General features: G+C 44.3%; 22 protein-coding genes. 7 read left to right on the top strand and 15 right to left on the bottom strand.

Annotated features, from left to right (window positions below; translation table 11 throughout):
• Nucleotides 1–11: 11 nt before the first annotated feature.
• Nucleotides 12–977: a dTDP-4-dehydrorhamnose reductase gene (rfbD, locus tag ABNK31_RS10340; RefSeq protein WP_418892450.1), complete on the bottom strand. Its 966-nt coding sequence runs from the start codon at nt 975–977 to the stop codon at nt 12–14.
• 27 nt (nt 978–1,004) lie between these two features.
• Nucleotides 1,005–1,541 (bottom strand): DUF4924 family protein, encoded by a 537-nt coding sequence (locus ABNK31_RS10345; protein ID WP_418892451.1) that lies wholly within the window; start codon nt 1,539–1,541, stop codon nt 1,005–1,007.
• Between the two features lie 96 nt (nt 1,542–1,637).
• Here ABNK31_RS10345 and ABNK31_RS10350 point away from each other — a divergent pair, with 96 nt between their 5' ends.
• The 5 genes from ABNK31_RS10350 to ABNK31_RS10370 all read left to right on the top strand — a co-directional run bounded on the left by ABNK31_RS10350 (nt 1,638) and on the right by ABNK31_RS10370 (nt 4,965).
• Nucleotides 1,638–2,438 (top strand): MBL fold metallo-hydrolase, encoded by an 801-nt coding sequence (locus ABNK31_RS10350; protein ID WP_418892452.1) that lies wholly within the window; start codon nt 1,638–1,640, stop codon nt 2,436–2,438.
• A 140-nt stretch (nt 2,439–2,578) separates the two neighbouring features.
• Nucleotides 2,579–3,100: an RNA polymerase sigma factor gene (locus ABNK31_RS10355; RefSeq protein WP_418892453.1), complete on the top strand. Its 522-nt coding sequence runs from the start codon at nt 2,579–2,581 to the stop codon at nt 3,098–3,100.
• Nucleotides 3,097–3,546, top strand: a complete 450-nt coding sequence (locus ABNK31_RS10360) for a hypothetical protein (protein WP_321579703.1) — start codon at nt 3,097–3,099, stop codon at nt 3,544–3,546. Before ABNK31_RS10355 ends, ABNK31_RS10360 begins: the two co-directional genes overlap by 4 nt.
• Nucleotides 3,547–3,555: 9 nt before the next feature.
• Complete coding sequence (locus ABNK31_RS10365; protein ID WP_418892454.1) at nt 3,556–4,008, top strand: DUF6108 family protein; 453 nt, start codon at nt 3,556–3,558, stop codon at nt 4,006–4,008.
• Between the two features lie 57 nt (nt 4,009–4,065).
• Complete coding sequence (locus ABNK31_RS10370; RefSeq protein WP_418892455.1) at nt 4,066–4,965, top strand: hypothetical protein; 900 nt, start codon at nt 4,066–4,068, stop codon at nt 4,963–4,965.
• 74 nt (nt 4,966–5,039) lie between these two features.
• Here ABNK31_RS10370 and ABNK31_RS10375 read toward each other — a convergent pair whose 3' ends face one another.
• From ABNK31_RS10375 to ABNK31_RS10410, 8 genes are all read right to left on the bottom strand, one after another.
• The gene (locus ABNK31_RS10375; protein ID WP_418892456.1) at nt 5,040–5,954 is read right to left on the bottom strand and encodes a S1 family peptidase; all 915 of its coding nucleotides are present in this window, start codon (nt 5,952–5,954) and stop codon (nt 5,040–5,042) included.
• 13 nt (nt 5,955–5,967) lie between these two features.
• A complete protein-coding gene (locus ABNK31_RS10380; protein WP_418892457.1) occupies nt 5,968–7,104 on the bottom strand; it encodes a redoxin domain-containing protein in 1,137 nt (378 codons plus the stop codon).
• Between the two features lie 40 nt (nt 7,105–7,144).
• A complete protein-coding gene (locus ABNK31_RS10385) occupies nt 7,145–8,731 on the bottom strand; it encodes a PKD-like family lipoprotein (protein WP_418892458.1) in 1,587 nt (528 codons plus the stop codon).
• 36 nt (nt 8,732–8,767) lie between these two features.
• Complete coding sequence (locus tag ABNK31_RS10390; RefSeq protein WP_418892459.1) at nt 8,768–9,553, bottom strand: DUF4843 domain-containing protein; 786 nt, start codon at nt 9,551–9,553, stop codon at nt 8,768–8,770.
• A gap of 11 nt (nt 9,554–9,564) precedes the next feature.
• Nucleotides 9,565–11,007: a RagB/SusD family nutrient uptake outer membrane protein gene (locus tag ABNK31_RS10395; RefSeq protein WP_418892460.1), complete on the bottom strand. Its 1,443-nt coding sequence runs from the start codon at nt 11,005–11,007 to the stop codon at nt 9,565–9,567.
• 23 nt (nt 11,008–11,030) lie between these two features.
• Nucleotides 11,031–14,306: a SusC/RagA family TonB-linked outer membrane protein gene (locus ABNK31_RS10400; RefSeq protein WP_418892461.1), complete on the bottom strand. Its 3,276-nt coding sequence runs from the start codon at nt 14,304–14,306 to the stop codon at nt 11,031–11,033.
• A 39-nt stretch (nt 14,307–14,345) separates the two neighbouring features.
• Nucleotides 14,346–15,545, bottom strand: coding sequence for a FecR family protein (locus tag ABNK31_RS10405; protein ID WP_418892462.1), 1,200 nt, complete (start codon nt 15,543–15,545; stop codon nt 14,346–14,348).
• A 218-nt stretch (nt 15,546–15,763) separates the two neighbouring features.
• Nucleotides 15,764–16,342 (bottom strand): RNA polymerase sigma-70 factor, encoded by a 579-nt coding sequence (locus ABNK31_RS10410; RefSeq protein WP_418892463.1) that lies wholly within the window; start codon nt 16,340–16,342, stop codon nt 15,764–15,766.
• 234 nt (nt 16,343–16,576) lie between these two features.
• Here ABNK31_RS10410 and ABNK31_RS10415 point away from each other — a divergent pair, with 234 nt between their 5' ends.
• Entirely contained in the window at nt 16,577–16,801 is a 225-nt protein-coding gene (locus ABNK31_RS10415) for a hypothetical protein (RefSeq protein WP_418892464.1), read from the top strand.
• Nucleotides 16,802–16,847: 46 nt separating this feature from the next.
• Here ABNK31_RS10415 and ABNK31_RS10420 read toward each other — a convergent pair whose 3' ends face one another.
• The 4 genes from ABNK31_RS10420 to ABNK31_RS10435 all read right to left on the bottom strand — a co-directional run bounded on the left by ABNK31_RS10420 (nt 16,848) and on the right by ABNK31_RS10435 (nt 21,151).
• On the bottom strand, nt 16,848–17,864 hold the full coding sequence (locus tag ABNK31_RS10420) for a lysylphosphatidylglycerol synthase domain-containing protein (protein ID WP_418892465.1): 1,017 nt from the start codon (nt 17,862–17,864) through the stop codon (nt 16,848–16,850).
• A gap of 93 nt (nt 17,865–17,957) precedes the next feature.
• Entirely contained in the window at nt 17,958–20,138 is a 2,181-nt protein-coding gene (gene feoB, locus ABNK31_RS10425; RefSeq protein WP_418892466.1) for a ferrous iron transport protein B, read from the bottom strand.
• Complete coding sequence (locus ABNK31_RS10430) at nt 20,135–20,377, bottom strand: FeoA family protein (protein ID WP_418892467.1); 243 nt, start codon at nt 20,375–20,377, stop codon at nt 20,135–20,137. Before ABNK31_RS10430 ends, feoB begins: the two co-directional genes overlap by 4 nt.
• Before the next feature lie 111 nt (nt 20,378–20,488).
• Entirely contained in the window at nt 20,489–21,151 is a 663-nt protein-coding gene (locus ABNK31_RS10435; protein WP_418892468.1) for a metal-dependent transcriptional regulator, read from the bottom strand.
• A 114-nt stretch (nt 21,152–21,265) separates the two neighbouring features.
• Between ABNK31_RS10435 and ABNK31_RS10440 the strand changes: the two genes are divergently transcribed.
• Nucleotides 21,266–23,782 carry a TonB-dependent receptor gene (locus tag ABNK31_RS10440; protein ID WP_418892469.1) on the top strand — a complete coding sequence of 839 codons (2,517 nt, stop codon included), beginning with the start codon at nt 21,266–21,268 and terminating at the stop codon, nt 23,780–23,782.
• A 118-nt stretch (nt 23,783–23,900) separates the two neighbouring features.
• Here the strand turns inward: ABNK31_RS10440 and gcvT are convergent, their stop codons facing one another.
• Complete coding sequence (gcvT, locus tag ABNK31_RS10445) at nt 23,901–24,986, bottom strand: glycine cleavage system aminomethyltransferase GcvT (RefSeq protein WP_418892470.1); 1,086 nt, start codon at nt 24,984–24,986, stop codon at nt 23,901–23,903.
• Between the last annotated feature and the right edge of the window lie 9 nt (nt 24,987–24,995).

The following is a 24,995-nucleotide window of genomic DNA, read 5'->3' on the forward strand; positions in this document are numbered from 1 at the left end:
CTAAAACAGATTTATTCAGGCTGATTTGCCAAATTTTTCAAGCACCTCGCCAAAGAATCTTCCCATTGCGGAATAACAACCTGAAAAGCCGATTTTATCTTCGACTTATCCAACACGCTGTAAGCGGGACGAGAGGCCTCGGTTTTATATTCGGCGGTGGTAACGGGATGGATCACGCAAGAAGTGTTGCCGGATAATTCTTTTATTTTCGCGGCAAAGCCATACCACGTGGTTTCTCCGCTATTGGAGAAATGATATAACCCCGGCTTCCATTCCTTCTCTTCGGAGAACTGCAAGACATGCACGATCATCTCCGCCAAATCGCCGGCATAAGTGGGGGTTCCCCGCTGATCATCGACGACCTGTAACTCGTCACGTTCGTTCATCAACCGGAGCATCGTTTTCACAAAGTTCGAGCCGTATTCCGAATAAAGCCAAGAGGTACGTAATGTGATCCAATCGGGAGTCGTTTGCTTCAAGATATTCTCCCCGGCCAACTTGGTTCTGCCATATACCGACAAAGGTTGCGGATGATCCGTTTCCTTGTAAGGCATCGCGGCCAGGCCGTCGAAGACATAATCGGTAGAAATATGAATGATGCGGAGAGGATGGCGTTTAGCCGCCTTTGCCAGATTCTCCACACCCGTACAATTTATTTCATACGCTTTATCCGGGTCGGTTTCGGCTTTTTCCACCGCCGTATACGCCGCACAATTAATCACATATTCCACGCCATGTTGCAGCACGAAATCGATCACTTGCCCTTCATTCAGAATATCCAGCGTATCGATATCGGAAAAAATGAAACGGAAGGGCACATTCATCCGTTTGGTTAACGCCTTCAACTCGCTTCCCAATTGGCCGTTTGCCCCGGTGACCAGTACATTTTTCTGTATCAACCCGTAGTAAAACTCCTTCTTTTGTGTAACCGTTTCGGTTCCCCCTAATATTTTAACCGTTCCTGTAAAAATAGCCATACCAATATCCGTTAAAAAATTTGTTTATCATTCCGGCTCGAGATCCCGTGTTTTATATTTCTGCGATAACAAAGCGAGCAGGTGAGAAATTTGTTTTGTCGCGGTTTCCGTTTCTTTCGAAATCTCTTTCTTTTGTAATTTCAATAACAGATAGCCATACAACGCCGTAAAGCAGGCTTCCAACTCGCTGACATCCTGATGGCCTGATTTGGAACGGAACTCTACGATAGCCGGCAACGCCTTATAAAAGGCTTCGATATACTGCGATTCGCGGGCATCTTTTAATAAAGACCGGTGCAAATCCGTCAGGTCGAGCAGCAGATTCTTGTTAATCTGCAAATGCCCCTGCTGTTGAATCCCTTCGGACTTCATCATCATCAGGAGTCCTTCATACCATTCCCGCACTTCTTTTTTCTGTTCCTCCGAATAGCCCGCAGGAGCGATCAACGCCTGCTCTACCAGATGGATATCTAAACGGCAAGAGCGTAATATATCCTCCAGTTGCCACATATATAAAAGATATTCGGCAATATTCTCTTGCTTTTTCTGACGTGCTATAAACATTTTTCTCCTATTGCTCTCGTAAAATGTATCCTTGCCCGAATACCGGCAGGAAATCCGCATCGATTTGCAGGATATAAACGGTAAATTTGTAAATTTGTGCAAAAATACGAATTTATGCTCAACTATCACATTCTAGAGACCGGATATTTTCTTGCCGACGGCGGCGTGATGTTCGGTCCCGTGCCCAAAAGATACTGGTCGGCGAAATATCCGTGCGACGAAAAGAACATGTGCGTGCTGTCGATGCGTTGCCTTTTCATTGAAACGGAAAACAGGAAAATATTAGTGGACTCCGGCGCGGGGGATAAGCATTTTCCCAAACTAAAATATTACGGGTTGCACAAGATGAAAGACATCCGCGAGGAAATACGCCGCATCGGATATGCGCCGCACGAAGTGACGGATGTCATTTTCACTCATTTGCATTTCGACCATTGCGGCGGCGGAACGGTCTTCGACGAAGCGTACGAAACGGTGCCCGCTTTTCCGAACGCCACCTATTGGGTGAGCCGCAAACAATGGGACAATTACCGGAACCCTTCCCCTTTCGAAGCGGGCGCTTTCTTCGCCGATAATATCGAGCCGGTGTACGAATCGGGACAATTACATTTCGTCGAAGAGGATACGGAACTTTTTCCTTCTTTTGATCTAAAACTTTATGACGGCCACACTCCCGGACAAATCGCGGTCTTTTTCGAAACGGAAACGGAGAAACTGGCTTTTCCGGGCGATGTCGTGCCGACCTCGCTGAACCGGTCGTTGAGTTGGTTGTCGGCTTTCGACAATCATGCCGCATTGGCTTATGATGAAAAGAAACGCTTTCTCGACCTGGCGCGGAAAGATAGCCGCACGCTGATTTTCTTTCACGACGCCTTTACGCCTACCGGAAAGGCATGAGCCAGATCGCCGGTCTCCGGTCGCCAGTCTCCAGTCGTCGGTCACCAGTCGCCGGTCGCCGGTCATCAACTCATCAGCGCATTATTTTTTCTCTCTCCGATGATACGTTTTCCTTGTCTTCATCGTCGGATTAAATGAGTATGGATATTACCGAATACAAACGAGTAGTGGTCGCGCTGCGGCCTTCGATGCTCGCCATTGCCCGGCGCATCACCGGAAACAAGGAGGATGCCGAGGACGTGGTGCAGGAGGTATGCCTGAAAATATGGCATCGCCGCATTGAGTTCGGAGAGTATCGATATGAAAATTTAGAAGCTTACAGCACTACAATGGTAAAGAATCTGAGCATCGATAAAGTGCGTACTCGCCGCCCGTCATCGAACGAAACGGCTTTGCTGGAAAGAGAAAGCGAAAGCCAATCGCCCGACATTCTTCTGGAACAAAAAGACGATGCGGATGCCCTGCGGCATATTATCGGCCTGCTGCCGCCCTTGCAACAACGCATCCTGCGGCTGAAGGATCTGGAAGAATACGAAACAGCGGAAATTGCCGGAATGACGGGCATCGCCGTGGAAGCCGTACGCAATAACCTCTCCCGGGCACGCAAACAGTTACGCGAACTTTACCTGCTGTATTATCGACATAAAAAAACAGAACTATGACCACCGACATCCACCGCTTACTCGACCGTTACTTCCAAGGGGGTACGACTACGGAAGAAGAAAAAACGCTCCGCCGTTTTTTCGCTCAGGAAAATCTTCCGGAAGAATGGCATGAAACGGCCGCGATTTTCCGTTTTCTCGAAGATGAATCCACGGCATTAAAGGTATTGAAGGAGATTCAACGCGAAGAGGCGCTCCCCGTTCGGCGGACTTTCCGGCTGAAAACAATCGTTACGGTTGCCGCGGCGGCATGCGCCCTCATCGCCCTGCTGCTCGTCTTACAACCCGGAAAAGGATCCTCATCCGAAGCCGGCAGCTATGTATGGGTCGACGGCCAACGCATTACCGACCCGGCAGTGGTACAACGGTACGCCGAATTGTCTTTCGACAAAGTGCAGACGGAAAACAATATCATTACGGAACAATTACAGTTCATGACAGAATAAGGCATCAAGATGAAAACAACGACATTCACGCTTACTTTTATAACAATCCTCCTGACGCTCACCGTTTTTGCGGCCCAGGCGCAGGAAGGATTGAAGATACAATCGGTGTTCGAAAAATACGGCAAGCAAAAAGGCGCCACGATGGTGGTCCTTTCCGGCGAAGCGCTACACGACTACCGGCTGGACAAATACCGGAGCATCACCATCGAATATGACAAAGCCATTCTTAACGATATCCAAAATTGCTTGCAAGCCGATAAAAAACAGGCGCGCGAAATAAAGGAGGTCATCAGCAATGGCATCATTTCATCGGGATATTACCAACTGCCGGCCAAGGAAGACCGCATCCACCGGTACATTCTTTTTAAAATGGCCGGAGACGGCACCGCCACCCTCATCTACATGGAGGGCGGTCCCGAATCGGAAGCGCTTATCAACCGGTTGTTCATCAAAAGAAAATAATTTTTCACTATAATTATTTAGTAGATATACAGTTCAATCAGTAAACACATTCAAACAATGAAAAAAATTACATGCCTCATCGCTTTCCTTTTGCCGGTTTTGTACCTGAGCGCTTCGCCGCTCGTTCCGGCCGACACGACTTTTCAGTATAATAATCGCAGAGTGGTCATCGACGATTCCGGCGACGAGATGAACGTTTCCGTCTATCAACTCAACGCTCAAGGCGACACGCTGCAAAGCCATAAGATTTACGAAGGTATTTTCACCGAAAATAAAAGCATCGAGCGACGTTACGAAAGTTCTTTCGACATTTCCATCCCCGACATTTTCAAGCCCAAAAGCAAACGCCGCGAAAGCCGTGCACATTGGGACGGCTTCGGAGTGGGATTCGTGGATTTACCCGGCGGAGAATTGGTATCGATACTCAATAACAGCCGCTCGCTGCAATTCAATCTTAACCTGATAGAAGCATCGGGACGATTGGGAAACAGTCCTTTCATCGGCATAACCGGCATGGGAATACAGTTCAACTCCGTTCATCTGCAAAGCAACAAAGCCATCGAAGTGCAGGATTACACGTCGGTTGTCACGACTACCGCCCCCGGAACGGAGTACAACAAATCGCGCCTGCATTATACCTATCTTACCTTTCCACTATTGATCGAAACGAACTGGAATATCGGCCGCGGATCGCACCTGTTCTTGAATGCCGGTATTGTGGGCAAAGTGAAGACCGCTTCATCATCGAAGATTTGGCAAAACGACCAGAACGGCAAAAAACAAAAGACCAAATTACCCGGCGACCTGAATATCCGTCCCGTCACTTTCGATGTGATGGCGCAGGCAGGCATAAACGACTTCGGTGTGTTCGTATCCTATACTCCCTTGAGCCTTTTCAGGGAAGGCAAAGGACCGAAAGCCCACCAGGCGACCATCGGATTACAATTCTATTTTTAATTTACCGCCACCAAGGGCATCGCTACGAGCAACAGTCGGTTTATCGCCCTATCTCCCTTCCTTCGACTTTTCCTTCAATGAATTACTTTTATCAATCTTTGAAGAGAAGAAACCGGAATGGTGGTTTTTACGACCATCTGTAAATCCATTTGCGGACGATCGGTGTAGTAAATAGATTGAGTGGAGGATACCATAGATATTAAATTGCCGGAATCATCCAAAATGGGGCCTCCGCTCGATCCTTTTGCGAAATCGGCCGTAATCTCCGTCTTATTTGTAAACGGATCTTGCGGGTTTGTAGTCACATTACGCGCCACAACTCCTTTGGAATAAAAAAAGGGAAAGCCTTCCAGATGAGTCAATGCATGGACCGTTTCTCCCACAGCGATATCTTTTCCAAGAGGAACAGGGGTTAATGGTTTATTCCCGCAATCTATCTGAAACAATGCCAAATCGGCCGTTTTATTATAGGTAAGGATGGAAACGATAGGAAAGACTTCCCCTTCGGACGTAGCTACAAATACAATACTATCCGCCGGAGTCAAAGAATAGTTCTTATCGATTAATTGTTGAAGAACATGACAATTTGTGGCACACACTCCGTCTTCGGAAAGAACGATCGCGGTTGCTCCGATTGCAACTCTCTCGTTACGTTGCAAAGCAGGAATATATTTACAGACCATCAATACACCCTTCTTTGTTTTATGAATCATCTTTGCCGCGTGCAGCGATCGTTTTTTACCTTTTTGTATCTTTACCGGCACCCTCTTGCTTTCTTCGACATCCTTCGTTTTATTTTTCAATTCGGACATGCCGGTAAAGGAAGATATTCTTCCGTCTTGTTTTAAAAGACGGAGAATATCTTCTGCCAAATGACTATAATCTTCAAATACGACAGGTGTTGCTTCTTGCGCAGTACTCGTCTGCAAAATACAAAAGAAAACAAACACATACAGAAAAAGCAACTTGTAATACTTGTTTATAAGCATCTCCGGATATGAATCAGTTCGTTAATATTTCGGCCAACTTTTCTTCCAGTTCTTTCCCGCGCAAGTTCAGGGCAAGAATTTTACCGGACGGATCGATTAAAAAATTAGAAGGGATGAAACTAATTCCATAAAGATAGGCAATCGGACTATCGTTGCCGGCCAAATCAGACAATTGCACCCAAGGCAATCCATCTTTACTGACTGCGTTTTGCCATGCATTCTTGGAGTCATCCATTGAAAATCCGACAATGACGAAATCCTTTGTTTTATATTTGTCGAACATTTTTACCAAGTTAGGATTTTCACGCCGGCACGGTCCGCACCATGAAGCCCAAAAGTCGAGTAACACATACTTTCCTCTGAACGCATCCAACGAAATACTGTCTCCTTCTAAATTTTGTGCGGTAAAAACGGGCGCCAAAGCCCCTTCTTCTACCCCTTGCGTAGAATCCAACAATGCTTGATAAGCCTTTCCGGATCTCGAGTTCTTAATACGCTCGCTCATTTTATCCAGCATTTTTTGCGCTTCTGTTTTTTCTTGAACGACGTTATATTTACTCTTGAGCCATTCAAGGGCTATTTCAGAATCCAGATTATTTATAAAATAAGCCAATTCCGCACTGTCTTTTTCTTGAGCTATTTCTTTAGAAATTTCACCGATTCGTCTTTGAGTAACGGTATCCCCTTGCTGAACAGCGATTCGTCCCTGTTCGTTTAACTTTTTATATTTTTCGGTAAAAACATTGACGATGTTATTATAGGATTGTAATTCGTCGTTTAAACGTGTTCCTCCGACTTTCAGGTTCGTTCTTATATCTTTATCGGCGGTAGCGTAAATATGCCCTTCTTGCAAATAAATACGCGTGCCGGGACTATAATTGATGGTCTCCATAAAATCGGCATTGCCCGGAACAACATACATATAAGCTATTTGAGGATATTTTGTGACACCTTCAAACTCGAACCTTCCATCGATACAATCGACTGAGTCTACGCGTACGCTGATATCCTTTTCAATACTTTTATACAATAGGAAAGCCTTATAACCCGGTTGGATATCGTTTACCTTGATTGACAAAGTAAATGCTTCCTGCGCATTTATCGAGGTAACACCCAATACAATACAAATAATAAAAAACATTTTTTTCATACTAAATTCTTTTTTTTAATGATATGGTAAATTGCATTTGCTAATAATATCTATATAAGTAAAACATGATGGAAGAGGAAGGGGCTATGTATCTTATTGTTTTCACCTTTCCACGTCCAGTTAACGGGCTGCCGACTTGTGTAACATCATTCCCGGCTATTTTATAACGGTATATTTTATAATTCCCGTCCGCCGTATATGTAGCAACAACGAGGTAACTAAAGGAATTGGTGTCAAACATGCATTCGATAAAGTGCATATAGGAAATTTTTTCCTCCGAAGGATACGCCAGTATTTCTTTTTTATATCTATTCTGTTCAATCATTTCAATAGAATAAGAACCGATTTTATTTCCATAAGCAAAATATAAAATCGGATAATTCTTATGCAATGTAAAGATTTCGGATTTTTCTATCTCCGGGTAGACACGATAGTTTAATGTATCGGCTGTCATAATCGGATTAAACTGAGCGCTTCCGTAGGTTGTTTGCCCAGCGTCAATTTGCGCCAAATCCAGTCCCAGCAACAAGCTTCGATCATTCCGGCTGTTTTCATGAAAAATAGCGTAAGCCCGTTGCGCATACGACGTATTTTGAGGATTCAAGCTTCCGTCGGTATTTTCTAAAAAGGAAATACGTCCTTTCATATTGTTCGAACTAATCGAAAGGCGACTATTCTCCAATTGTTTTTGAGGGAAAGGAAATATCGATGAACTCAATAATTTCACATAAATGAAAGATTCACTTAATTCATCGAATCCGAGTATATAGGACCCGTAAGCGTTCGATAAAGTGAAATGAGGAGATAAGGCGTAGTCCCCAAACACGGCGGGAAGGAAAGCTTGCATACCTGCTTGCATCAAATGAGCGTTACCGTTATTAAGCAGTAGCGCCTGTTGAGGGGCTCCGATTCCCCCCGAAAAGCCATACGAGGCATCGACCGATTTCTCGAAAAACAAATTGTCTGTCGTTTCCATCAGTTTACTGTCATTTATCCTTAACGCCCCCACTTCTTTCTCAGAGAACGGGATAAGCGTATTAATATAAGTGGTGAAAGAAGTACTTCCCGGACTTTTCCAGCGAAAATTATTGGTAAACATAATCCCTTTGGGAACTCCTTTCAAAGCATTTTCTCTTCCAATCAAATCGGCCATTGCATCTGGAGTAATCTTTCCATCTTCAGCCGTTTTAAAGAAGTCCAGATCGGTATTTCCTTCCGCATTTTCTTTCAGCACATACCACCCGCGTTCAGTTTGGCTGTTTACTTTAACAGACAGGGTGGCAAGCGAGGACAGTTGAGTCGTCTTATGGATTATTTTAAGATAGATATTCCAAGTCCCCAAACTATCCATTTTTTGCTCCAGCACCGGTTCTTCCGACAGCAGTTTGAGGGATGAGCCGACTCCCTTATACCAGAGAAAATCGAACGCTTCTTTATCTTGCGAGTCACCGTACTTAACCGTTGGGTCTATGTAAAGAACTTCATTGTAAAGGACTTCGGAAGGGACACTTTCCAAGTTTGCGATTTCAATGTCGGGCAATTCATTATAGATATCATCCCGGCTATCGATGCAAGCTGAGAGCAAGCAGAGCATTACGAGCGCAAAATAATATTTGATTATCTTCATCAGTTTTCTTTTTTTAGAGCAATACATTTTTGTAATCTATGAGAATTCGACATCCGTACCATCCTTTTCTTTCAGTTTCGGCAATCCCTGGGCAGCCCGTTTTTGATTTTCCAATACCAACGCATTCCGGAATTTGAATGCATAATAGGTCTTATCATAGCGATCTAACGTAGAGATAAAATTATTGTCCCATCGTTCACCGGATTGTTCGACCATGAATTGGTGCTTAACGGGGCCATACTTTCCTAAACCCAAACTGGAATATTTCCAATTCGCAGGCTCCAAGAAACAATCAGCCATATAAACAACCACAAAAGTATGCGATTGGTCGTCATCAGCCAACCGGTCGGAGGCCTTCAGGTCTTCCGAGTCCGTGATGCGAAGGGTAAGCCGGCGCCCTTCCTCTTTCAACGAAGGATCACGCAATAAGATAACCGGTATGGAATCATACAAATGACCCTTCTTCAAAATCAAAAAGTCTTCCATCTCTTTACTGTCAAAGGGAACATAATGAATTCCCGGTTCTGCTTCTTTCAAATTGGTTAAATAGGATATTTCGTTTTTATAAGCCCTTATTTTAACATGATAATCCGCCGGAGGTATACTGGCTTTCGCAACAATCTTGAACCAGACGGTATCCCGTACAATAGACTCATCCATATAAACGAAATTGGTTTCTGCACTTTGCAGTTGTTTCATATAAAATCCCCGGGGATCATAAAAGCCCACATAGGGATCGCCTTCATAGGGCTTTAGCTCAACTTGCTCACAAGAAGCCAATACTATGACAGCATACATTATCGTGTAAAAAAACTTCTTCATATCTTTTTCAATTAATAAAATCCCAACTCGACCGAGGGAATCGGTAAAATATATTCATTTTCTTCGATCGTCGCTCCGGAAAGAAATAGCGTTGTCCTGTTCAATCGCTTATGAGCGAAAAAACTCTGTCCTTCGGAAAAAAACTCCCTGACATATTCCTTCACCATTTCTTCCAGGCGGGTATCTTCGGTTAAGGGTATGTTAGAGGTTTCCCGTGCAGACCGAAAAGCCTGATAATAACTATTGGCCTCCGCAAGAGGGGCGGTTTCAATTAATATTAAATACATTTCGGACAAACGGACTAAGGGAACCGATTTATCGGTATTATCGGAGCTTTTAAATTTACTAAATTTCTGGGTCCCATAAACCGAGCCGAAGGTAGAGGAAGAACTGAGAGCAAATAACTTTAAACGCAAATCCGTTTCATTTGCATAGAGTTTATCGGTAATTACGTCGCGTGTATTTACCAGAAAGGCATTCTCCCCTTTAAAATTGCCGTTTTTATCTTCAAATTCATACAGATACATTCCGATTAAGTGCTCGGAAAAGAACGTGTAATCCGATTTATTAATATTGGCTTGAGAACCTAACGTAAATTTAGCTTCTCCCGTGGGATTCTTTGCCTCCAACACTTCTTTTGCATAATTATAGGCTTTCGTTTTATTACCCGTCCATAAATAGAGGCGAGCCAATAAAGCTTTTACTCCATATAAGTTGAATCTCTTTTGACGGTAATACCAAAATGTTTCGGAATATCCTTTGATAGAATTATAACTGCTGTTTAAGTCGGAGTTCGAATAGTTCTTGATCGGATCGGAAGAATCGAGAAGCTCTTCGGCCCGGTTAAAGTCGGAGAAAAGCAGTTCGACATACTCTTCATACGTTACATACTCATAATTAGATGTCGATAAAATTTTCACATAGGGCAAATATTTTTTTTGGGCATCTACCCGGGTCGGTACCGGCCCCCACAAACGGAGCAATTCGAAATGACAAAATGCACGGATCGCCAGCGCTTCTCCTTCGATCAACGCCGCTTTATCGGCGCTCAATACATTGTCCTGTTGCTCGAGTCCATCCAACAATGCATTGGCATTGGCAATTATTCTATAATAATGCTGAAACAAATAACTAAACTCCTTATCCACCTCTGCGTCGGTATAGTTATGACTATACAACTGGTAGGTATAAGTCGTCGTAGAAGAAAGAGACTCCGCATAATTGTGGGTCATTGTTTCTATTCCCTTACCTCCCATCATGATAAAACCCGGCGTGTAAATTCCTTGTAGGGTTACATAAAGGCCCACTAAAGCCATTTCGAATCCACCTTCGCTTTCAAACATTTTTTCTTTAGTGGTCATATTCTTGGGTTGGACAGTCAACCAGTCGTCGCACGAACTGTTTACAACAACGAACAGTGTGCATATCGCAATCGTTACTATTTTCCTTTTCATTGTTTTTTCTTTTTGTTGATTCGTTAGAATGTGCATGAGCATGAAAATGTCGGCTTGATTGTATAAGGATAGTTCGTTCCCCGTTCCTGTTCTATATTGGAAATATAGAATAGATCGGTAATCGAAGCAGTCAGCGATAAACGTTCCATCCGAAAATGCTTTATCCAGGAGATCGGTAAATCGTAGGTCACATTTACGCTATTGAACGTAAATGTATTTTCCGTAAACACAAAAAGATTGTTCGGATAAGTGGGTTCGGTACTGGCCAGATTTTTATATGCAGCCACATCTCCGGGCTGTCTCCAGCGCAACTGCATAACTCTTTTGTCTTGATTCCACTTGATATCCGCGTTTTCCACCTTTGTTAATAAGGTGTTATTGAGTTTTTTTCCTCCCAACCGGTAACCGAAACCCAGATCAATAAGCAATCCCTTCCATCGGAAATTGGTTCCCAGACGTCCGTTATATTTCGGTTGCGAATTACCCACCGCTATTTTTTTTACATAACTGCTCGTTGTAACGATGCTACCGTCTTCGTTCAGATATAGCCGGTTTCCCGATTCCGGATCGATGCCGACCGAAGGAATCACATAGATTTCATCCAAGGAATAACCCTCCTTATACATATATAATACACTGTTTGTGTAATTCTCCTTTTCGCTGTCACTCATAATCTTTTTGATTGCATCCGATAGCTCTAAGATGATATTTTTATTGGAATAGGTACTTACACGCACCGACCAGGTAATATCTTTTTCCGGAATTCGGAGAATATTAAAACCTACCGTAATATCATGTCCTGTATTTTCCAAAGCTCCCAGGGTTTCTTTATAACTGGTGTAACCGTGTGATATGGGAAGATACGCATCGGTCAATAAATTGGATGTAATTTTTTGATAATAGTTGGCCGAGAGAGTAATCCGATTATTAAAAAAGCCCATATCCACACCATAATTATGTTGCCGGGTATCCTGCCATCCCAATTTGGGATTTCCATATCCTATGATAGACGCGCCAATGAGTCCGTTGTATTGTTCATTATAATAACTATAGGTCATATAGGCCTCGTAAGGAGCAAAATTGAGCGTACTGGTAACACCATAGGAATAGCGGAATTTACCGGAGGACAAGAAAGGAAAGACCGACTTGAGCCACTTTTCCCGGGCAAACTCCCATCCGACCCCGACAGACCAAAAAGGAGCCCATCGACTTTGAGCTCCAAAGGAAGAAGCTCCGTCCAATCGATAGGAAGTATCGAAGAAATACCGGTTGTCATAATTATAGTTGATAGTCGATGTAAATCCGGTACTTCGGATGGTTGACTCGCCCGACTTCGGCTTTTCGCCATAGTAGGAGGTGCCATTGGATATATCATTCATATAATCGTTCAAGAATCCGGTGACGTGTACCTGCATATCTTCTTTCTTTGTTTCTATTAATTGCCAATTAAATCCGGCATACACCGAGTGTTTGCCCCATACCTTGGCCCAACTAAGGGTCGATGCCAACTGATAGGAATTCATCTTCGCATTCGTACGCGAATACCAGCCGTTTAGAGTTGCTCCGATATATGATTTCGGCGAATGAAACACATTATAGGTACTGCGTTGTTGGGTAAGGCCCAGACTGACATCCGCACGAAGCCCCGAGTATAAATCGATACTCATATTCGTTGTATTGCGAACATTCAAATATTCAGTGTTCGTAAAACTTGTTTGCTCTGCGTCATACAAGGGATTATAAATAGGATGATTAAAACGGGGAAAAGAATAAGAGTAAATCGCTTTGCCATTTTCATCATACGGTTTCCAATAAGGGTTCAACCTAATATACTCAGAAAAGTCTCCGTACATGCTTTCACTTGCATCGTTGAGGCCGACTGTTAAATCGTTGGTAAAACGAATCTTTTTTAATAAATAAGAAATCTGTATTCCTCCATTCATATTGTCGCGTTGGGAACCTTTCATCGCTCCTTTAATCTGATTGTATGAAAAATTCAAATTATACCGGAAATCACTGGTGCCTCCCCCGAGCGTCAGCCGGTGATATTGGCCCAATCCGTAGCGCAGAGGTTTGCGTATCCAATCCGTATTTACGCCCTCTTGCGCCGCTTTAAAGTTTTGATTATAGATCGCATCCAGTTGCATTTGTTGCGATAAATTGTCGCTGGTATACAAACCTGCCGCTTTTTCCGTTTCCAACTTCTCGAATGAATTCATCAGGTTATAGCTCGACAAATCAGGTATCTCGAGGTTAAGCCCGACATTATAACTGACCCTTACTTTACCCATTTTGGGTTTAATGGACGTAATTACGACCACTCCGTTAGCTCCTCTCGAACCATAAATAGCGGTAGCACTCGCATCTTTCAGAATAACGACCGATTCTACATCTGCTTGATTCATATCCATCACACGTTCGGAAGTAACCTCAAATCCGTCTAAAATAAATAGCGGCAAATTATATTCATTCCGAACATCATCTTGCAAATTATTGATATTTTGAACATTCGGTGACAAGCTCGACTTACCCCTGATCTCAATACTTAGTTTCTTATTCGGGTCAGAGCCATATTGATTATTCTCCTGTATGTCGAAAGACGGATCAATATTGGATAAGGATTTCAATAGCGACCGATTCCCCGCCATATTCAATTCTTTTTGGCTTATAATCGTTGCGGCGCCGGTAAAACTGACTTTCGGTTTATTAAAGATACCGGTTACAACAACCTCTTTTAATACATTGTCGGATTGCAACCGAAATAAATAATCGTTTTTTTTAGGTGACACTTTCATCGCTAATTTTTCATATCCGATGAATGAGGCCGTAATGGATTTGTCTTTTTCAGTAGAAATAAAAGTCGCTAATCCATTATCGTTTGCCATCGCATATTGGTTTTGACCTCCTTGCCGTTCTATTAAAATAGTTGCTCCCGGCAAAGGTTTTCCCTCTTCGTCGATTATCCGAACCGTAATTTGCTTGTCTGCCTGTTGCGGACGAATAACAACTATTCCGTTGGTAATGGTATATTTCAACCCCCGTGAAGTGAGCACATTCTTCAGAACCGTCTCCCATTTTTCATTATTGACAGATACGGATACTCTCGAGATTCCATCGAAAATCTGAGAATTATAGAGCATATCCACTCCGGTTTGGGCTTTCAACGCGTTCAAAAATGTTTCTACAGAAACATTATTCAACTTCAATGTCACCGTCCGGTCATCAGGGGGAATCGCCCATGAACTGACCGTGCAAAAGAGTGTGACGATAACCACTAAAAACAATCGTTCTCTTTTCATAAAAATGATCTGCTTATACTTAATTATTATCCCTTGGATTTATTTCTTATTATATATCCAAATATTTTTACCTTCTATTTTATATCCCAAATCACCGGTCAGTTCTAACGCCTCAAGAAATACATTGATCGTATTATAGCGTTTTATATTACCACTGTATGTAATTTGCTGTAAAGCCGGAACTTCATAATGGACATCGATATCATACCACTTTTCGAATGTGGTCATTATATCTCCCAACGATTGGTTATCGAAGGTGTACACTCCGGTTACCCAACCGATGCTTTCTTTAATCTGAACCAGCTTCTTCTGTATTTCTCCATTCGAAATAATAGCTTGCTCTCCCGGCAACAGTATGAGAGTTTGTTTATCCAGCGTAGAAAGTTGTACTTTCCCTTCAATCAACGTTGTGTAGCACGTCTCAGCGTCATTATAAGCACTCACGTTGAATGAAGTGCCCAGGGCAACGATCTCTCCGAAGCGAGTTTGAACAACAAACGGATGTTTTTCATCTTTACTTACATCAAAATAGGCTTCGCCTTCCAAGGTAACAACCCGCCGGTCGCCCGTAAACCGAATAGGATACGTCAGCTTTGAACTGGCGTTTAAGCGAACCTTGGTTCCATCGGAAAGGATTAAGGTATTTTCGCCTCCGCGGGGAATGAAAAGTTCGTTCGCTTGTGAAGCCGCTTTCGCGGATTCTTTGGTTTGCAAACGGGTATCGTTTGTCGGCTCATAAGATAGCACCCCTTCTCTATACCTGACCCTGACACCATCGACGATCATGTCGACTTTTTGTTTGTCCACATCGATGATACCTCCATCGCCCAAAGACAATTTAGCTTTTTTGGTTCCCGGATTGATCACATTCGTATGCAACTCCGTTTGAGTTTTCGATTGATAATAATGCAACGTCGAGAAAGAAATGAGTACGACAGCGACCACCGCAACTGAAGCTACGGTCCACCTGCGACGGATGGGTAAAACACGGGAAGGCTTGCTTTTATCTTGAATTTGTTGCAAAAAGCGAACATAGGCCTTCTCCCAGGAATATTTCCGATAATTCTCGAAATGGGATTGCAAATACGATTTATCTTGTATTTGTTTATAGACTTCTTCGAGATCCGGATCTTCCTTGATGCGCTTCTCAAATTCATTTTTTTCCAAATCATTCGCTTCTCCGCAAATAATTTTTCTTATTAAAGCCGCATCCCGGTATATATCTTTCTCTTTTTTCATTCTTTTTATATTGATAGCTTTTATTACTACATATACTTACTATACATAGACACGAAAAAGGGGTGACAAAAAGATGTATTTTTTATTCTTTTCCATCCATTAAGGAAACAAATAAACTTATAGGCATATCATTTTAACCGGAAAATAGCTATAAACTTACTATTTTCCGAAAAGGAAAAAAGAGATTCCGGAAGTAAAAACAGTAAGAAGATTCTTAATTAAGGGAAAAATAAAAAGAGAAGGACGATATAAGGCGAATTTTGTAAATTTTCACGCAAGAATTTGTAACTCCGGGCCTTTTGTGTTTTAACGGTATTAATGCTGACGCCCAGGTATTCGGCTATTTCATTCCATGAACGGCCTTCGACCCTCAATAAAATAATGCGCCGTTGCTCGGTAGGAAGTTTCTCTATATAGTAATATAATTGCCGGATTATTTCTTCTTTTACGGTTAATATATACAGTTCATCGTCTTGCGAAACAGACAAATCCTCTTCTTTTGCCAATACGCTGAGAATCGAACTCCTGATTTGATGATCCCGAATATACAATAAGGCGTTATTATAGCACGCCCGGTATAAATAGTTGGTTAATTCTTCATGACTCTCAAACAGGTGATCGCTTTCCCATATTTTGATGAAGATATCCTGAACAAGATCTTCTACGGCATCGGTATCTTCGATGAATTTTGATACATACACACACAAAGCGGCATAATAAGAAGAATAAAAGCGGCTCCACTCACTTTTATTCTTCTTGTTGACTTCTTTTATGATCAATTTTTCTTTGTGACCCATTTTCGATCTTCTTTGTGCAAAGATATATGAAATAGTTTTAAAAATAAATGATCTGACAGTTTATACTAAAAAATACCATCATTATGGTATAAAAAACATCCGGTTGATATTGATTCCTCACTTCTACACTGGGCAAATGTTTGTGGCGGGTTGGGGTTAACGGTTGTTGGATGGTTAAACATTTGTAGCAGGTTGCCCGTAAAATTTGTTGGACAGGCAGATGTTTGCGCTGAAATGACCGCAAAGTTTGTTTTATGGATAAACTTGCACGACGGAATGCCTGTAAAACTTGTTGAACAGGTAAACCCGCACGACGGAATGCCTATAAAACTTGTTGAATGGACAAACTTTCATGACAAGATGCCTATAAAACTTGTTGAACGGGCAAACCTTCGCGACGGAATACCTATAAAGTCTGTTGAATGGGTAAACCAACAGAAAATATTCCTTGTGGTTTAAGAAGCTGTTTTAAAATTTCCGAATGTGATATGTTTTGTTTATTCTTTTAATCGGAACGGGTCTTCTTGCCGGGAAGTTTGACTTTAATCAATCCCAGTCCGACAATCGTCCAGAAGAATTCACGGATACGCATGCAAATACTCACATACACGCCGTAAGCCACGGGAATGGAAAGTATTCCGAAAGCCAACGCAAAGCCTCCTTCCCTCGCGCCCAACTGCAAAGGCATAAAAAAGAACAGGTTGGCAATCATTGACGACACCGATTCGGTGAGCACGCTCTGAGAGAAGGTGATCGGATAACCGATCGGATGCATCATCAGCACCACCTCGATACAAAGCACAAACCGCGATAAGAGTTCGAGAGACAGGGAGGCGATAAAATCTTTTTTCCGGTTCTTATATAAGTCGGCTATCAGGAAATCCATTTGTTCGATTTTCTCCTTGTTCGCTGCTTTATAAGCCCTTACTTTTTTACCGACAAAGGGTATCTTCAGGCCTAACGATAAAGCTCGGCTAACCAGCCCCCGCGTATAAACGGTAAATGACCAATACAACAACGACAGCGACGCAATCGCGGCAATCCACAAGAGAATCTTTACCGGCAATGTCAACACCGGAACAATCAAGACCAACAGCGGAATGGATATCATCCAAAAGATAAAATGCGACACGAATTGCATGAGGGTATGAAGCAGTACCGACGAGGTCGCTTTCTGTATTTTCAAGTCGGGTTCGAGTTGAAGGATCTTATAAGGAACTCCGCCGAGCAAGCCTAAAGGCGTTACATAATTCACCGCAAAACCGCTGATGATGAGTTTGTAAGTCTTCAGAAAAGATATCTTGCAAGTCTCCGGGCTCCCGTCGCGGATAATAATGTGGAACGAAACGGCATTGATGGCATACACGACCGCCCATATCCCGATGATGCCCGCAAACCACCACCCCGTTTGAGCGATGTTGGCAAGAATGGTTTGTAGTCCCAAGCGATACACCATCCATCCTAAAATAAGGATTCCTAATAAGAAAAACAGATTCGTCGCAATGACGGTTTTTTTAGACATACGTTCGTTTATGAATGTGTGTGTATTATTCGCGGTGCAAAATTAACGAAAAAATCGATGATTAATTCATGATTGTCGATTGATGATTGATGATTACGAAAAATAATTCCAAATACGAGTACACAAAAAGCAAACAATGACCCCGTACAATACAGGCAGCAAGGTAGCGACGGTCGTCCACTTGCGGCTTCCGGTCTCTTTGTAAATCGTGTAAATAGTGGTACTGCACGGATTATGGAGTAAACTGAACAGCATGACGTTCACAGCCGTCAATGTCGTCCATCCGCCCGCTTGCAATAAAACAGCCACTTGCGAATCGCTCGCTTCGAACAATACCCCGGCCTCGTTACCCACCCCTGTTGAGCCCACCACCAATGCCGTAAGCATAAGAATAGTGGGGATAACAATCTCGTTCGCCGGTATGGCCACGATATACGCCAAGAGAATCACTCCGTTTAAGCCGATAAACAGTCCCACCGGGTCCAAACCTTGTATCAACCATAACGCCACACTCTGACCCGAGACGTTGATATTGGAAATAAGCCAAATAATCGCTCCGGCAGGCGCTGCGAACACTACGGCGCGTCCCAGAATGATTAATGTCCGGTCGATAAAAGAAGTGTATAACGTTTGCCATAATTTCGGGGGCCGGTAAGGAGGAAGTTCCAACGTGAAGAAAGAGGAAGCTCCCTTTAAAAGGGTGTTCGACAAAAGCCACGAAGTGAAAAATGTGAAAAGTATCCCCAACACCGCCACGCAAACCACCGCCAGCACGGGAATGACCTGTGCTCCGCCGTGAGAAGCCAATGCGCCCAGAAAAATAGTCGCCAGCAAAATCTGCGTCGGCCATCGTCCGTTACAAAGCGAGAAGTTGTTGGTCAGGATGGCTATCAGCTTTTCGCGAGGACTGTTGATGATCCGTGTAGCGACAACTCCGGCGGCATTGCATCCGAATCCCATCGTCATTGTCAGCGCTTGTTTTCCGTGCGCTCCCGCCGTCTTGAAAATCCGGTCGAGGTTAAACGCCACACGGGGCAGATATCCGAAATCTTCCAGCAACGTAAACAGCGGGAAGAAGATCGCCATAGGCGGCAGCATCACCGACACCACCCATGCGGTGGACATATACACGCCATCGATCAAAAATCCGCTTAACCACCATGGAAAGTTTAAGCTTTGGGCGCCGCTTTTCAGAAAAGGATATATATTGCCCAACAATAACCCCGACAGCCATTGAGAGGGGTAGTTGGCTCCTACGATCGTTATCCAAAGGACGATTCCCAACAATAAAAACATGATGGGGAATCCCCATATTTTATGCGTGACGATGTTATCGATAGCGCGGTCTACACGAAAAGAGCGCTGTGAGGTATCCGACGCCACAGAGCCTTTTACAATCTGCGCCGAACGGGCATAAATGGCCTCCACCAAATCGTTCCGGTAGGTGTCGCCTAACTCTTCGCGGTAAGTCGAAGCCAACTCCAGCACCGGTTTGAGCTTTTCTTCGTCTATTTTCGGGGACAGTTCTTCTTTTTGCAAAGCGGTTATAATGCTCGAATCCTCCTCCATCAACCGCATCGCAAGCCAACGCGTATTGGGCAAAGCGGGATCGAGTTCGGATAACGCGTGCGCCACCTCATCAATCGCGCGACCGGTTTTGTCCGGCGTATGAAGAACGGTTTTCTTTGAAGGCCACACGCTTCCCGTCGCCATTTGATGGACGGTCTTCAACAATTCGGGAATACCTTCTTTGGAACGCGCGCTGGCGGCGACCACCGGAATGCCCAAATCGCGCGACAACGTGCGCACATCTATCGTGATATGATGCCGTCGGGCCTCATCCATCAAATTAAGGCAAAGCACCACCCTCGGCGTGATCTCAAGAATTTGCAAGACCAGGCTCAGGTTGCGTTGCAGGCGGCTGGCATCGACCACCACCACCGTCACGTCGGGTTTCCCGAACAACACGAAGTCGCGCGCCACCTCCTCGTCTTCCGACGTAGATAAAAGCGAATACGTGCCCGGCAGATCGACGATTTTAAACTTACGTCCATCGTACGAAAAACTTCCTTCGGCCCGGACGACCGTTTTGCCCGGCCAATTGCCGGTATGTTGTTTTAAGCCGGTGAGTGCATTAAAGACCGTACTCTTGCCCGTGTTCGGATTTCCGGCCAAAGCGATCGTGTAATCGGACCTATCGGCGGCATCCCCCAGTTTTTTCAATTTGGCGGAAGCGTTCAATTCGCACACATCGCACATCGTATTCATCTTCATACGTTCTGTTCCTTTATTTCAATCAACACATTTGCGGCATCGTTCCTGCGTAGGGAAATCAATGTATTGTATATATTATACGACACAGGGTCGTTTAACGGACTGATGTTTTGCACCCTGATTTCCGCGCCTTTCACAAACCCCAAGTCCAGCAACCGTTGCCGTACTTCTTTTCTACAAGCGGGCGATAAGCCTGTTACAACTGCTGTTTGTCCCTTTTGTAATAATCCTAAATGCATATCCGTTTCTTTCTATTTTTTCTTCCGCACTGTTTAGAACGGCAAAATTACGAAATTAGATTGAACTAACAATAATAACGAAAAAAAAATTCAAGGCGGAAGGTCATTTATTTACAATTCTTCGGTACTTACCAGTAGGCGCGACGTGACTTTACTGCTCAGCACTTCCGATGGACGGCCGGCATAACTCACCGTCATGCTGTCGTCAAACGGCTCTACGGTTTCTACCATGATGCGGGTACCCAGTTCCAGTTCTTTCTGACTGAGGAATTTCAATAGTTCTTTGGAAGATGGATGAACGGCCATAAGTGTGACTTCTTCGCCGGGCTTGCATTCTTTCAGCGTGACATACGACTCTATTTTCATCACCCCGTAGACATCGGGAATAGGCGAACCATGCGGATCGACCTTGGGATAACCGAGTATTTCATCCATCTTGGCAAAAAACTTAGGCGATTGGATATGTTCGATCTGCTCGGCGATATGATGAACTTCATCCCAAGCAAAACCCATCTTTTCCACCAGAAACATCTCCGTTAACCGATGCTTCCGGATAATCAACGCCGCGGCTTTTTTCCCTTCTTCGGTGAGCTTAATCGGCTTATAACTCTCGTAGACGACCAGATTCTTTTTCGCCAACCGCTTTATCATACTGTTCACTGTCGGCATCTTTATTTGCAATTCCTTGCCGATGTCGTTCACAGAGGCTTCACCATGAGTGATGGCTAATGCGTAAAGAACTTTCAGATAATTTTCTTCTGTCTGGGATATCATGGAGCAAAAATACGGAAAAATTAGATTCCACGAATAAAAAAGTTAGAATAATTTTGTTAGTTTAGTCTAACTTATTACCTTTGCGGCTCTAAATCCAATTAAATATATAGAACTATGTTAAGAAATAAACTGTTATTGACGCTCTGTCTCATATTTGCCGGCATAGGTGCTTACGCACAAACCGGCAGCTTAACAGGGCGGGTACTCAACACGGAAGGGGAGCCTATGGAATGGACTTCCGTACAAATTCCCAAACTGGGTATCGGGGTTTCTACCGATAAAAAAGGAGAATATGTCGTACCGAATATTCCTTTCGGCACCTGGGAGGTGGAAGTAATGTATCTGGGCTATAATACGCAAAAAACGAAACTCACCATCGGCAGCGCGAAGGTCATAAAAAACTTTACCCTCGAGAGCAGTTCCGAGAACCTGGAGGAAGTGGTCATTACCGGAACGCTTAAAGAAGTGCGCAAGTCGGAAAGTCCGGTGCCCGTCACCATTATTTCATCCAAAATATTTCAAAGGAATGTCACCTCGAATGTGTTAGACGCACTTTATCAGGTCAACGGAATCAATCCGCAGATAAATTGCAACATGTGCAATACGTCCGACATTGGAATTAACGGCATGCAAGGTCCTTATACCATGATATTGATCGACGGAATGCCTATCGTCAGTTCTCTTTCGTCCGTTTACGGCATGAGCGGCATTCCGAACAGCATCATCAACCGAGTGGAAATTGTAAAAGGAGCGGCCTCTTCGCTTTATGGCTCCGAAGCTATTGGCGGGGTCATCAATATTATTACCAAGGATGCACAAAATGCTTCCCGCTTCTTTCTGGATTACAATGCCTCGACATGGGGGGAACTTACCGGTAACACGGGATTCAGCGCCAACATGAACGACAACATATCGACTATTTTCAATGTAGACGGTTATTACTACAACACGCCTAAAGACCTCGACAAAGATGGTTTTATGGATAAAACGTTGCAACAACGACTGTCGTTCTTTAATAAATGGAACTTTAAACAAAAATATAACAAGACCGCCAGCATTTCCGTGCGTTACTATAACGAAGACCGTCATGGCGGAGAGCTCGGATGGGACCCCGCTCATAGAGGTTTCGTAGAATATAACGAGTATGACAACGACCGTAACTCCGGGGGGTATAACGGCGATTATGTATTGCCGAACGGGTATTCAATTTATAATGAAAAGTATGCAAAGGGCTTCCGTGTTCCAAGGTTTTTAAACGAAAGCGACCGAAGCGAATGGAAAAAGGAGGTTTCGGCCGTCCATTCCGATGCGGCTTTTGCGGAGGATATGAAGTATCAGGAATCCATCTATACCAGCCGATTGGAAATCGTAGGGAGATGGCAACTCCCCATAAAAGAGAATGTCACCTTGCAGGCATCCTATAATCAGCACGATCAGAATTCGGCTTACGGAACGGAACTCTTCATGGCTCATCAGAAAACAGCTTTCGGACAGGCTTTTTGGGATCGCCAATTCGGAGCCCATACCCTATTGGCCGGCGCTTCTTACCGCTATGTATGGTTTAAGGACAATACCATCGCTTCGAATAACGGAACGAAACCTTTCGAGACGTTTTTACCCGGCGTTTTCATTCAGGATTTATGGAAAATGAGCGCTAAAACCAGCTTACTGTTGGGTTATCGTTTCGATTATGATCAAACGGAATCGGCTAACGGAAACCATCAGAATGCGGTACATTCACCAAGGGTCGCGTTTAAATATGCGCCCGACAGCCAAAATGCTTTCCGGGCAAGTCTGGGCACCGGATACCGTGTCGTTAACATCTTCAGTGAGGATCACCGCGCCTTGAGCGGTCAATATGAAGCGACATTCGGTGAAAACCTCAATCCCGAAAAATCGATAAGCGGAACGCTCGATTATGAAGGACGTGTCGCAACCGAAGACATCGGCCTGACGTATAGCCTGGGGGCGTATTACACTCATTTTTTCAATAAAATTTATCCGAAAAGAGATGATCGCAACCGCACGCTGGTATATTACAATGTGGATGGCGACGAGTATGCCCGCTATATCGGGGCTTCTGTCGATATTGCCTTGAACTTCAACTTCCCCTTACGGCTCACGGCCGGTGTTTCGTATAACCAGGCGGAACTTTTTGAATACGAAAGGGACGACGAAGGCAACAAAGTGGGCGATAAGATAGAAGCAAGCGATTTTGAGTTTTCGCCGAGATGGATGGGCGTGTATAGTGCGGCTTACGACTTTACCCCTCGGTTTACGGTCGATTTGACGGGCGAATGGAAGGGCCCGATGCTTCTCCCCACGCAAGGGACAATGGAAACATTCGATGCCGAAGGTAAGGTAACCGGCTCCATGACCGATCCGCGGCCGGAACGTTCCCCCCGGTTCATGAAGATGAACCTGCAACTGACCTACCGGGTTGGAAATGTGGAAATATATGGGGAAGTGAAGAATATCTTTAATTATATTCCGAAGAATTTGCTGGTGAATGTCGATGACCCGTTCAATGACCGGGCCGGCGTATATGGCGGACTTCAGTTCGATACCGAATACAACTATACGGCGCAGCAGGGAAGAACGGGGTATGCGGGCATTCGCTACCGCTTTTAACAGCCGGCTTAGCAGGCACTAAAAAACCATCGGAGGTCGATTGACTCCGATGGTTTTTTATGGAATATCTCCTGTTTGAGCCGATTCGAAGAAAGGAATCGGCAGAAAATCCGCTCTGTTATTTCCGGAAAGGAGGCTTCACAACTTCCGCCTTCAGGTTCCGGTTGCGTATCTTCACGAAGATTTCGGAACCGGCTTTGGCATAGTCGGGTTTGACATATCCCATTCCGATTCCCGACTTGAGCACGGGCGACATCGTGCCCGAGGTTACATGACCGATCTCCTCATCGCCGGCGTTAACGATCGGATAACCGTGACGGGGAATGCCTTTATCGATCAATCGAAAAGCGCAAAGCTTGCACGACACGCCGGCCGCTTTTTCTTTTTCGAGCACTTCCCTGCCGATAAACGGTTTATGGTCGGCAAATTTGGTAATCCATCCAAGCCCCGCTTGTAAAGGAGAGGTGGTATCATCGAGATCATTCCCGTAAAGGCAGTATCCCCTCTCAAGGCGCAACGTGTCGCGCGCTCCCAATCCGACAGGCTTGATACCGAATTCGGCGCCGGCCTCGAATACCGCGTCCCATATCTTCTTACCGTGTTCGGGATAGAAATACAACTCGAAACCGCCCGCGCCGGTATATCCGGTGTTGGAGATAATCACATTCTCTACTCCCGCAAACTGACCGGTAACAAAAGAATAATACGGAATGGAAGACAAATCGACATCGGTGAGTTTCTGCAACGAGTCTTTGGCTTTAGGCCCTTGTACGGCAAGTTGTGCGGTATGCCCGGACGCATTTTCCAGCTCAGCCCCCACCGAATTATGCTGCCGGCACCAAGCCCAATCCTTGTCGATATTAGCAGCATTCACCACGAGCATATACTTGTCGGGCTCATAGTAATAAACGATCAAATCGTCGACAATGCCGCCCTTTTCGTTGACAAAACAAGTGTACTGCGCTTTTCCTAAAGTGAGGGTGGACGCGTCGTTACTGGTTACTCTCTGAAGAAACGAAAGCGCGTTAGGGCCTTTCACCCAAAACTCGCCCATGTGCGAGACATCAAACACGCCCACACTGTTGACCACCGTCAAGTGTTCGTCGATAATGCCGGTATATTCGATGGGCATATTATATCCGGCAAATTCGTGCATCTTGGCTCCCAAAGAGATATGCACATCGGTAAAAGGAGTTTTTTTCATTATGGATAG

This window comes from Limibacterium fermenti (genome assembly GCF_041902845.1).
Classification (GTDB): domain Bacteria; phylum Bacteroidota; class Bacteroidia; order Bacteroidales; family Dysgonomonadaceae; genus Limibacterium; species Limibacterium fermenti.